Origin of the sequence: Cohnella baijiui (assembly GCF_020731285.1) — a bacterium.
In the GTDB taxonomy this organism is placed as follows: Bacteria; Bacillota; Bacilli; order Paenibacillales; family Paenibacillaceae; genus Cohnella.
This window is the reverse complement of sequence record NZ_JAJFOW010000044.1, coordinates 15,270-26,207: the sequence shown is the minus strand read 5'-3', so window position 1 is coordinate 26,207 and position 10,938 is coordinate 15,270. Positions and strand designations below refer to the sequence as shown.

The window sequence follows — 10,938 nt, the reverse complement described above, 5'->3', positions numbered from 1 at the left end:
TGCCGCCCCCCTAAGGTGACGGCACTTGCATGCAGGATGGATGCGGATGGATTCGGATGGATGCGGCGCGGAGCTCACCCTGCCGCGATTGAGGAGGCGCCGTAGACGACGGGGAAATGCTCGCCCTGCAAAATGTCCCCCTTGTTCACCGCGACATACGAGAGCATCGGATGATCGCTCGTAGGCTCGTAGCGCGTGTGGCCCGGCATGTAGTGGACGGCGATCGCCCGGCGCTTCATCTGCGAGCGGTTGTGCGGACTGCCGTGCCAGGTCAGGCTGTGATGGTAGCCGACCTGCCCTTTTTTGATCTCGAACGGCACGGCTTCGACGACGGCCCCTTCGGGCAGCAGCTCCGGCTGGCGGTGGTACGGCTTGAAGTCCGGCGTGCTGGCCAAGTAACGCTGGTGATCGCCCCACTTGTGGCTGCCCGGCACCATCCACATGCAGCCGTTCTCGATGACCGCGTCGTCCAGCGCGACCCACGCGCTGACGAGGTCGGCCGGCTGGATGACCGGCCAGAGCGGATGGTCCTGATGCCAGCCCGTCGGGCCGCCGGACACCGGCGGTTTGTACTGAATTTGGTCGTGCCAGATGCGCAGCGTGTCCGTCCGGCACAACTGGGCGATCTCCTCGGTTATGACGGGGTGCGCCGCGTGCTTCAGATACAAGTCGCTCGCCATCCAGATGTTCACGATCTGCACGACTTTTTCATTCACGCTCATCTTCATGTCCTTGTACAGGGCGTCGCTGTCGCCTCCAAGCATGTTATGGTTCAGCACCGGACGCTTGACGGTCTTGCCTTCGATGACGAGGTCCAGCTCCTCCCGCAGCCGTTCCACCTCCGCCTCGCTCAACACGACGTCCCCCTTCAGATAGCCGTTCCGTTCAAACTCCTCCACCTGCCGCGCGTTCAACATCGGGGTTGCACCTCTCCTTCGCCCTTTATATGATGGGACTGACAGCTTCATTGTACGGAAGGCGCTTTCTAATGTATTTCCGAAAACGCAACATTCGGTTGCTTATTTCTAATCTGTGACCGAACGAAGGAAAAGAAAGGAGGAGGGAACGTGCACATCGGCAGCTTGGAAGCGATCGCGCCCACCGTGAATTTCGCCAGTCGGGCGAGCGCGCCCGCCGGTACCGACTTCGGGGTCCGCTTCATCCCGGACTGCCAGCTCTTCTACGTCGTCTCCGGCCGGGCCGAGCTGCGCCTCTCCGGACAGACTTACCCGATCCAGAGCGGCGAGTGCGTCTATTACGGGCCGTCATCCGCCACGCTGCTGACCGTCCTGGCGCCGACGGACTTTTTCAGCCTTCATTTCCATTGGCACCATGCCTCGCCCGCCCCCGTCCATCCCGGTCACCGGCTCCGGTACGCGCCTCCGGAAACGCTGGACGACGACCGCGCCCCTCTCGTTCGGACGACGCTCGATCTGCCGCCGTTCGGCGAAGTGGCGGTGCCGACGCTGCTGCGCGTATCCGGTCTGGAGCCCCTCTTGACGCGCATGGTACAGGAGTATGAGCTGGAGCAGCCGGGCTACGCGCTGGCGCTCCGGGCGCTCATGATGCAGACGGCGGCCGTCCTCGTCCGCCAGCACGTCGGGAGCCGCCCGGCGCCGGGCGCCTCCGGCCGGATCGAGCCGGCAATCGCCGCCATGCAAGCGGAGCCTGCCCGCAGTTGGACGGTGGCGGAGCTTGCGGCGCTGTGCGGCTATCACCCGATACACTTTGCGAAGCTGTTCAAGCAAGAGATCGGCCTGCCGCCCAAGCCCTACCTGATCGCGGAACGCATCAAGCTGGCCAAACGGGCGCTGCTCCAGGGAGACAAGGCCGAAGCGATCTCCGAGCGGCTGGGCTACGCCAGCATCCATCACTTCAGCCATCAGTTCAAGCAGGTGACGGGACTGTCGCCGTCGCAGTTCCGGCTGCAGGGCGCCGCGTTCGACGCTTGAGCGAAAACGAGACAAAGGCTGCCTCTTTCCGACGCCTTTCGGATCGCGATGTCCGCCCAAGCCGGCTATTTCCCTCCTAACGCCGCAAGCCCGCTCCCGGAGACTGCTCCGGAAAGCGGGCTTGCACTTGCCTTGCACCTGCCTAGGTCTTACCCTTACCCTGCTCTTGCCGCGCTTAGCCGCCAACTACGCCCGCACGGCCTCCGCCTGCAGCCGGCTCTCCATCAGCCGCTTCATCTCCCGCAGCAGCTCCACGGAGGCTTCGATCTCCACCTTGCGGGTCGAGACGCTTTCGACGCTGCAGCCGATCGGAATTCCTTTCTCCAAGCCGAATTCGAACAGCTCCTCGAACACTTTGCGCGACAGCCGGACGGACCGGTCGAGAATGTCGTGCGAATAGGTCAGCTCGTTTTCCAGCCACCTCGGGATGCTGATGCCGAGCCACTTCATGAAGGCGAGCGTCTTGGGCGAGCCGCAAGGCGCCAGGTTGAACAGGATAGGCACCATCGGGATCCCCTGCTCGAGGCAGTAGTAGTAATAGTCGGACAAAAAGTTTTTGGATGCCTCCACGTCGTAAGCCGCCTGGGAGACGAAAAACGCGCAGCCCTCCCGCTGCTTGGCCACGGCGCGCAGGTGCTCGTCCCCCTTCAACTCGTGGCGCTCCGGGATGACGACGCCGCCGACCTGCAGCCGGGCGTTGCGCTGAGCGCTGAGCCGGTACGCTTCGGGCAGCCGCATCGTCACGGCCTGCCGGCTCGAGGACGCGCCGACGAATACCGAATAGCGGTCCTCGTCCGCGTCTCCTTGAATCCAGTCGGCGAGTTCCTCCGTCGACTGCTTGCCCACGACCTTATAGATGATCTTGGCCGTATTCAGCTCTCGGAGATACGTCTTGCTGTATCGGGTCGGGTCGACCGTCGCAAGATACGGAAACGGCCGGTCCTCGTCGATGCGGTCGGCTTCGTCCTGCACGTCGTACAGAATGAGCCCGTCCATCTCGCAATCCCGCAGCCGGTCCATCTGCTTTTGCGCGATCTCCGCGATTTTTTCTTCGGGATGGGTCGCTTTGGGCGGCGTGATGCCGTAAGTTAAAATGCCGGGCTCCCGGCTCGCGATCTTCTGTCTTAGCATGACGCGTTCTCCTTCGCACATCGTTGGGGTCAACGGAAATGAAAAAGCCGCCGGCTTGATCGGCGGGCGGCCGCAGCTTAAAACCTAGTTTACCACTTTGGCTGGGCGGATTGAAGACGGAAATGGGCGGCAGCGAAACGAGGACGCGCTCCGGCCGGCCCGAAAACGGGCGGCTCCCCCGGCGCGATCAAGCGCTGAGGGTGTCGCTGGCGCGATCCGCCCGATGTCCGAGCTCGATTCCCCGCACGACCCGGTACAGCCCGAATCCCGACGCCGCGATCAACACGGCGAGGACGGTGAACAACACTTCGCCGCTCGACTGGCTCAGCAGCGCGCCGCCCAGGATCGGACCGATCCCGCGAGCGAGCAGATAGCTCGCTCCGTAGACGGAGAAATAAAAGCCGCGCTGCTCCGGCGGCGCCAGGATCGAAATCGCCTTTTGCGAATGGGGTCCCGCCGCCATCTCGCCGATCGTAAAGACGAACTCGGCGGCGAACAAAACCGCGATCAAGCCGGCATAGCCATAGCCGATGGCGACGATGGCGAACAACGCTTGCGACACGGCCAGCACCTGATAGGAGCGTATCCGCTCGGTCCGGCGGGCGATCCAGATTTGCAGGGCGATGACCATGACGCCGTTGAAGGTGAGCAGCGAGGCCAGCACCGTGCGGTAGTCGTCGAAATGGGTCTTGAGGTGCAGCGGCAGCGTCGTCTCCACCTGCGAATACAGCAAGCCGACCGGCAGGCTGCACAGCGTCAGTAGGACGAGCGGCTTGTGCGACCGCCAGGAGAAGGCCGTTCGTGCGGCCGGTGCTGCGCCTGTCGCGGCGGCGCCGGCCGGCGCTGGCCCGGGTGCCCGCTTCGCCGGCGCCGTTTCCGGCAGCTTGAAGAGGACGAGCAATCCGTTCGCGAGAAAGGTGCAGGCCGAGAGCAAGAACACCGCCGTCGGGTTCCATTGGAACATCATCAGCCCGAGCACGGGGCCGGCAGCCGCGCCGACGTTTAAAGCGGTATGCATGAGCGCGAACACCTCAGCCCGCCGGCTATCCTCGACCATATCGGTGATCTGGGCGTTGGCGGCGGGCATGAACAGCGCAGAGCCCATGCCGTTCAAGATCGAGACGGCGGCATACTGCCAGACGTGGTCTGCGAAGATGTAGCCGATCATGCTGAGCATCTGGACCGCAAGCGCGATGAGCATAAGCGGCTTTCGCCCGAAGCGGTCGCTCCATCGGCCGCCGAACCAGGTGATCGCGATGCCGCAAAGCGGCTGAAGTCCGACGATCAGCATGGGCAGAACAACCGAGCCGTTCATCTGATCGTATAAGTACAGCACGAGAAAGGGGCGAATCATAAAGCCGGTCACGGTCGTCAGGGCCGTGCCGATCACCCGGATCCAAATGGCGCTGTCGTACTTGGCCCATAGGCCGGTTATTTTACGAAATCTCATGGTTCATTCTCATTTCTTGTAGAATCTCGCTGTCCATCAGCGTATACGCCGGCGGTCCGCTTCCGAGGCTTGCAGCAGCAGCTCCCGGATGCGCTCAAGACGGACGGGCTTGCGCAGCGCCTCTTCCCAGCCGGCTTCGGCCGTGACCGCTGCCAGCTCCTTCGCGAACGCCGGCATCTCTTCGGGCGGGTCCGCGCGTTTGACCTTCGCCGTAAAAGCGAAGATCGCCCCGCCATGCTCGCTGGGCTCGGTCCAGATTTCCCCGCTCATCATCTCGACGAGCGTCTTGGAGATGGCCAGACCAAGCCCGGTCCCCCCGTATTTGCGGTTCATCGAGGCGTCGACCTGAGAAAACGGCTCGAACAGCTCGTCCGCCCTATCCGCCGGGATGCCGATGCCGGTGTCGATCACGGTAACCTCGACCGTAAGCTCCTCCTCCGTCGCAGCCGCCTGGCGGACGACGATGTAGACGCCTCCGGTTTCCGTGAACTTCACGGCGTTGCCGACCAGGTTGAGCAGCACCTGTTGCAATCTCGCCAGATCGCCACGCACGAAGAGGGGTAGCGCGGGATCGATCAGGTACCGCATCTCCAGCCGTTTTTCCCGGATCGGCGCCGTAAAGATGTCCTGAACCTGCTCGAGGCAAGCCCGCAGGAAAAACGGCTCCTCCTCGAGCTCCATCCGTCCGGACTCGATCTTGGAGTAGTCCAGCACGTCGTTGACGATCCCGAGCAGCGTGTGACCGCTCTTCAGCACGACGTCCGCCAGCTCCCGCTGCTCCTGCGTCAGCCCGGACTCGATCAGGATGTCCATCATCCCGATCACGCCGTTGAGCGGCGTACGGATCTCGTGCGTCATGAACGACAGGAATTCCGTCTTCATCCGGGCGGCTTGTTCGGCGAGCTCCTTGGACTCCAGGAGTGCGAGCTCGCTCCGTTTCCGATCGGCGATATCGCGCACCGTGCACGTTCGAAGCGCCGGATCCGCCAGCGATTCGCCGAGCTGCATTTCCGCCGGGAAGGTCGACCCGTCCTTGCGCGCCGGCACGACCTCGATGACCTTGCCGACAAGCCCCCGCGTATGACCGAGGTCCCAATGAATCGAGGGGAGCAGCAGGGACATGTTGCGCCCGACGAGCTCCTCTTGCGAATAGCCGAACATCCGCTCCGCGGCCGGATTGGCCTGCAGGATCTCGCCATGGTGGCCGTAGACGACCATCGTATCGATCGACGTATCCATGACGGCGCGCGCCTGCGCTTCGGCCTTGGACAGCTTGGCCGTCGCTTCGAGCAGGTTGGCGTTCACCTTCTCGAGCTGCCGCGTCTGGCTGAGAAGCTGCTTCTGCGCGTCGTACAGCTGGACGAAAGCCTTGATCTTCGCCTTCAGAATGTGCGGCACGAACGGCTTGATCATATAGTCGACCGCTCCGGCCGAATACCCCGCGGACATGTGGCTCGTTTCCTTGCTGGTCGCCGTGATGAAGAGGATGGGGATATGCTTGGAGCGATCGTAGGACTTGATATGGCGCGCCGTCTCGAAGCCGTCCATGCCGGGCATTTGCACGTCCAGGAGGATGACGGCCACCTCTTCCCGCAGCAGGCACCGGAGGGCGTCCGCCCCCGAAAACGCGCGAATCAGCCGGTAAGGCTCGCCTTCCAGCACCGCCTCAATGGCCAGCAGATTTTCGGGATGGTCGTCGACCATGAGGATATTGACCGGGTTATCTCTCGTCACTATTCGTCCCTCCCCTCTCGTTTAAGTAAGCTTCCGATACAATTTCTCCGTGAGGTCCAACGCCTCGTAGCAGCCATCGAAGCCGCTGAACTGGATGGACTCACGACTGCCCAGCACCAGCACGCCGAACGTCGCCAGACTGTCGTGGAACAGCCGGTGGGCCCGGCTCTGCAGGCTTTTGTCGAAGTAAATGAGCACGTTCCGGCAAAGGATGACGTTAAACTCGTTGAACGACTGGTCCGTGGCGAGATTGTGTCGGGCGAACACGATGTTGCGCATCAGGTCGGAGTGGAAAATGACGGCATCGTACCGCGCGGTGTAGTAGTCCGAGAACTCCCTCGTTCCTCCGGCCCGAATATAGTTCTGGGTGTACGTCTTCATGTTGCGCAGCGGGTAGATGCCGGCTCTCGCGATGTCCAGCGCGTCCTCGTCGATGTCTGTCGCGTAGATGCGCGCCTTGTCGTAGAGCCCTTCTTCCTTGAGCAGAATCGCCATGGACAGCGCTTCCTCCCCCGTCGAACAGCCCGCATGCCAGATGCGGATGTGCGGATAGGTATGGAGGAAGGGCACGACCTTTTCCCGGAACGTTCGGAACATCGTCGGATCCCGGAACATCTCCGTCACGTTGATGAACAGATGGCGAAGCAGCTCCTGCATGCGCGAGGGATGGTGAAGCACCTGCTCGATCATCGCCGAGACATGCACCAGGCCGAAGACGCGCATGGCGTGTCGGATTCGGCGGCGGATCGAATCGTAGGCGTAGTTGCGAAAATCATAACCGTACACCCGAAAAATCGCTTCGAGCAAAAGCTCGATTTCGATTTTTTCCAGCTCTTGCGCATCCTTGGTCTCCGGCAGCTCGTCAAAAGGGTTCGCCCCGTTCGTCTCGTGGTCCGTGATCGTCGCCCGCCTCCTTACTTATAAAGCCACACCTTCAAGAGCGACAGCAGCTTGTCGATGTCGATCGGCTTGCTGATGTAGTCCGAAGCGCCCGCATCCATGCAGCGCCGGCGGTCCTCCTTCATCGCCTTGGCGGTCAGCGCGATGATCGGCGTCTGCCGGAACCGCGGCATTTGCCGGATCGCGCGCATCGCTTCGTAACCGTCCATCTCGGGCATCATGATGTCCATGAGGATGAGATCGAAGTCGTCGTCCCCGCTCAGCATGTCGAGCGCCTCTTTGCCGTTCTCGGCGAAGCTGATCTTCAGCCGGTACGACTCCAGCACGTTGGTAAGGGCGAAAATATTGCGCATATCGTCCTCGACAAGGAGGATCCGCTTGTCCGCGAACGCCGTCTCGTTGGCGTATAGCTTCTTGAGCATGTTGCGGCGGTCCTCCGGCAAATTCGCCTCGACGCGGTGGAGAAAAAGCGCCGTCTCGTCGAACAGCCGCTCCTGCGACTTGACGTTTTTGATGATGATGCTTTCCGCGTACTTTTTCAGTTCCATTTCTTCCTTCATGTCCAGCTCTTTGCCCGTGTAAATGATGATGGGCAGCTGCCGAAGCTCCTGGTTCGGACGGATGCGGTCGAGCAGCTCGAAGCCCGTCATATCCGACAAGCCCAGATCGAGCACCATGCAGTCGAAGGACTGCTTGTCCAGTTCCGCCAACGCTTCCGCCCCCGTAGAGACGGCCGTGATCGCCACGTCGTCGTGGCCGATCAGCTTGACCAGGCTGTCCCGCAGGACGACGTCGTCCTCGACGATGAGCAGCCGCTTGAGGTCCCGGTTAATGAAGCTTTCCACGCGATGCAGCGCCTTGTCGATCGTCTCTTTGCTGACCGGCTTTTGCAGGTACGCCATCGCGCCCATCGTCAGTCCCTGCTGGGGCTCGTCCACGACGGAGATGACATGCACCGGAATATGGCGAAGCTCGGCGTCCTGCTTCAGCCGTTCGAGCACCGTCCATCCGTCGACGACCGGCAGCTGGATGTCCAGCATGATGGCGGCAGGCTTGTAGGCTTTGGCCAGCGCGAGCCCTTTGTCCCCCCGGAGGGCGACGAGCCCCTTGAAGCCCCGCTCTCTCGCCATGTCCAGCATGATTTTGGCGAAGTGGGCATCGTCCTCGACGATGAGGAGCGTTTGATCGCCTTCCTCCAGGCGGTCCCGGTCGTCCTCGATCTCCGATGCCTTCAGCAGCTCCGGATCGTCCAGCGCCAGCGCCGGAGCGAGCACAGGCTCCGCAGGTGCCGGGAGCGCCGCTTCCCGTGTGGCGGCGGCTTGGGCAACGTATTCGCCGTATTCGCCGTTCTCCGGCAAAGCGGGCAAATACAGGGTGAACGTACTGCCCTTGCCTTCCTCGGACGACATCTCGATCTCGCCGCCGAGCAGGCCGGCCAGCTCGCGGCTGATCGTGAGGCCCAGGCCGGTCCCGCCGTACTTGCGGCTCGTCGTGCCGTCCGCCTGCTGGAAAGCCTCGAAGATGATCTCCTGGTTCGCCTTGGGGATGCCGATGCCCGTGTCGATGACGGCAAAGGCGATCGCTTCCTCCTCGGCGGCGGCGAGCAGCGCCCGTTTCGCGCGGAAGACGTGCAGGGTCACGTGGCCTGCGCTCGTGAATTTGAAGGCGTTGGACAGCAGGTTCCGCAAAATTTGCTGCACGCGGTGCGCGTCGGTCCGGATCGTCTCCGGCAGATGGTTCTCGGCGCGAATACGGAATTCGATGCCCTTCTTCGCCGCCATCGGCTGGAAGCCGCGGCGCAAGGCGTCCACGACGTCCGTCAAATGCACCGCGCCCGCCTCGATCTTCATCTGGCCGGCCTCGACCTTGGACAGATCGAGCACCTCGTCGATGAGCCGCAGCAGGTCGCTGCCGGAGGCGTGGATCGTCTGGGCGAAGTCGACCTGCTTCGGACTGAGGTTGCCTTCCTTGTTGTCCGCGAGCAGTTGGGACAGGATGAGCAGGCTGTTCAGCGGCGTGCGCAGCTCATGCGACATGTTCGCGAGGAATTCGGATTTGTACCTGGAGGAGATCATCAGATCGGACGCCTGCTTCTCGAGCAGCGCGTTCTGCCGTTCGACCTGACCGTTGATCTCCTCCGCGCGCCGCATCTCCCGCTCCAGCAAGTCCGAGCGGGAAGACAGATCCTCGTTGAGCTGCTCCAGCTCTTCCTGCTGGCGCTGCAGCCGCTCCTCCGACTGACGCAGGGCGTCGTTCGATGCCTTGAGCTCGTCCTGCTGGGCGATCAGCTCCTCGGATTGAGTCTGAAGCTCCTCGGTTTGCTGCTGCAGCTCCTCCGTCTGCGCCTGCAGCTCTTCGGAGAGCGCTTGAGACTCCTCCAGCAGGCGGCTTACCTCCATCTGGGTCTCGACGCTGTACAGCGCGGTTCCGATGACGCTGCGCGTCTGCTCCAGCAGCTGCCGGTGCAGCGGCGTGAGCGATTCGGCAGACGCGAGCTCGATGACGCCCCGCACCCGGCCTTCGAACTCGACCGGAACCATCAGAATGCTGCGCGGCGAGGATTGCCCCAGCGCCGAAGCGATCGCGATATGGCCTTCCGGTGCGGGATCGAGCCGGAGAACGCGGCGTTCGAGCGCGCACTGGCCCGGCAGCCCTTCGCCGAGCCGCAGGCGCTCCGCCGAAGGATCCGCCCCGGAGCCGGCATAAGAAGCGACGCGGACGAGCGACTGGTCCTGCAGCTGATACACGGCGCCGTACGCGATCGGCAGCAGCGACGCCAGGCGGCTCATGACGCTGTCCGCCAACTCCGCGATGTGCGCGTAGCCTTGGGCGGCCGTCGCGACGTCGGCGATGCTCGTCTGCAGCCAATTCTGGTCCTCATGGCTTTGAAGCAGCCGGTTGGTCGCGTCGCCGAGATCCTTGATCTCGTCGTTCGCGTTCACTTCGATCCGCTTGACCTTTCGGCTGCCTCCTCCGGCGGCGGCGATATCCGCAATCGTATGGGCGACTTGCTTGACCGTCTTGACGATCGTCCCGGAAATGACGAAGGAGACGACGATCGAGAGCGCCGTGATCGCCAGCACGAGGATATACAGCGCGTATTTGGTGCTTGCGTTGTTCCGGTCGAGCTCCGCGATGCGATCGTGCGTCAATCCGAGCTCCGTCGTGCGAAAGTCGTCCAGCTGCAGCCTGATCTTGTCCATGATGTCTTTGCCGACGTTGTCGGCGTAGAACTTGCGAATCTCCGCGTCGTTGCCTTGCCGCTTCAACGCGACCGTCGGCTCGCCCATGTTCGTGAGCCAGTCGTCGATGTTCGCTTTGATGGATTCAAGGTTTTGCCGCTGGGCCGAATTGTCCGAAACCAGCTCGTACAGCTTCCGATAATCCATGCCGTAATTGTTTTTTGCGGCGGTGTAGGGCTCCAGGTAGCTGAGATCGTCGGAGATGAGGTAGCCGCGATGGCCGGAGACCATGTCCAGCACGCGTTTCTCGAGTTGGTTGGAGAGGTTCTGCACTTCGATGTCGTGGTTGGTAATGAAGTTCATTTCCTTTTCCATCGAGGAGATGCGGCTGTTGAGGATGACCATCGCAATGCCCAAGCAGGCGATGATAATCAAATAGCCTAACGTAATCTTGGCGCGAATGCCGAACCTTCTGCCCTGAGTCAAATCCCTGATCTCCCTTCCCGTGAACGGATAGCCGCCCCATCCCGCCCTACGGGCCGAATGTAGTCGATGGATGACTTTTTTGTGGTAAAATAAAGCTGCTTCT

The 10,938-nt window shown here is 62.3% G+C and carries 7 protein-coding genes; 1 reads left to right on the top strand and 6 read right to left on the bottom strand.

The genetic code is table 11. The features are described from left to right. Nucleotides 1-74: 74 nt before the first annotated feature. Nucleotides 75-917, bottom strand: a complete 843-nt coding sequence (locus tag LKX83_RS27015) for a phytanoyl-CoA dioxygenase family protein (RefSeq protein WP_227885952.1) — start codon at nucleotides 915-917, stop codon at nucleotides 75-77. Between the two features lie 150 nt (nucleotides 918-1,067). Between LKX83_RS27015 and LKX83_RS34510 the strand changes: the two genes are divergently transcribed. After that, nucleotides 1,068-1,952, top strand: a complete 885-nt coding sequence (locus tag LKX83_RS34510) for a helix-turn-helix domain-containing protein (protein ID WP_227885951.1) — start codon at nucleotides 1,068-1,070, stop codon at nucleotides 1,950-1,952. A gap of 186 nt (nucleotides 1,953-2,138) precedes the next feature. Here the strand turns inward: LKX83_RS34510 and LKX83_RS27005 are convergent, their stop codons facing one another. The 5 genes from LKX83_RS27005 to LKX83_RS26985 form a co-directional block, all read right to left on the bottom strand. After that, entirely contained in the window at nucleotides 2,139-3,083 is a 945-nt protein-coding gene (locus LKX83_RS27005; RefSeq protein WP_227885950.1) for a methylenetetrahydrofolate reductase, read from the bottom strand. A gap of 187 nt (nucleotides 3,084-3,270) precedes the next feature. After that, nucleotides 3,271-4,533, bottom strand: a complete 1,263-nt coding sequence (locus LKX83_RS27000; protein ID WP_227885949.1) for an MDR family MFS transporter — start codon at nucleotides 4,531-4,533, stop codon at nucleotides 3,271-3,273. Nucleotides 4,534-4,569: 36 nt separating this feature from the next. Continuing rightward, the gene (locus LKX83_RS26995; protein WP_227885948.1) at nucleotides 4,570-6,267 is read right to left on the bottom strand and encodes an ATP-binding protein; all 1,698 of its coding nucleotides are present in this window, start codon (nucleotides 6,265-6,267) and stop codon (nucleotides 4,570-4,572) included. 21 nt (nucleotides 6,268-6,288) lie between these two features. Then, on the bottom strand, nucleotides 6,289-7,125 hold the full coding sequence (locus tag LKX83_RS26990) for a CheR family methyltransferase (protein ID WP_227885973.1): 837 nt from the start codon (nucleotides 7,123-7,125) through the stop codon (nucleotides 6,289-6,291). 56 nt (nucleotides 7,126-7,181) lie between these two features. Continuing rightward, nucleotides 7,182-10,835 carry a response regulator gene (locus LKX83_RS26985; protein ID WP_227885947.1) on the bottom strand — a complete coding sequence of 1,218 codons (3,654 nt, stop codon included), beginning with the start codon at nucleotides 10,833-10,835 and terminating at the stop codon, nucleotides 7,182-7,184. Between the last annotated feature and the right edge of the window lie 103 nt (nucleotides 10,836-10,938).